We start from the raw sequence: 327 nt of genomic DNA, 5'->3' as shown, positions 1-327 counted from the left end.
CTTGCGCCCGTGCTCCGGGTGGGGGAGGTCGTACGGATCGGAGGTGGTGGTGGCGGTCTCCTTGACGCCCCAGTCCACACCGAGGACGGCGCCCGTCTTCGGGAGTGGCTGTGTCTCGGTGGCGACGACGAACGAGGCGTACCAGTGCCCGACCGCGTCCCGGTACACGCGCACGCTGGAGGGGGCGGCAGGGAGTTCGCGGGACCACACCACGGTCAGGCTGATGCGGCCCGCGACGTGCAGGCGGCCGCCCTTCAACCGGAACCCGCGCTGTGTGTAGTTCAGCGTGGGCAGCGCCTCGCGCTTCTTCTTGTGCCGGGGCATGCC

The 327-nt window shown here is 70.9% G+C and carries 1 pseudogene; it reads right to left on the bottom strand.

Annotation, left to right across the window (positions count from 1 at the left end):
• Positions 1 to 327 (bottom strand): annotated as a pseudogene (locus IG99_RS43770) (RNA-guided endonuclease TnpB family protein); the annotation flags it as partial.

Source organism: Streptomyces griseus subsp. griseus, from assembly GCF_000720255.1.
Lineage (GTDB): Bacteria > Actinomycetota > Actinomycetes > Streptomycetales > Streptomycetaceae > Streptomyces > Streptomyces griseus_I.
The sequence above is the reverse complement of the archived record's forward strand: the minus strand, read 5'-3'. Positions and strand labels throughout refer to the sequence as shown.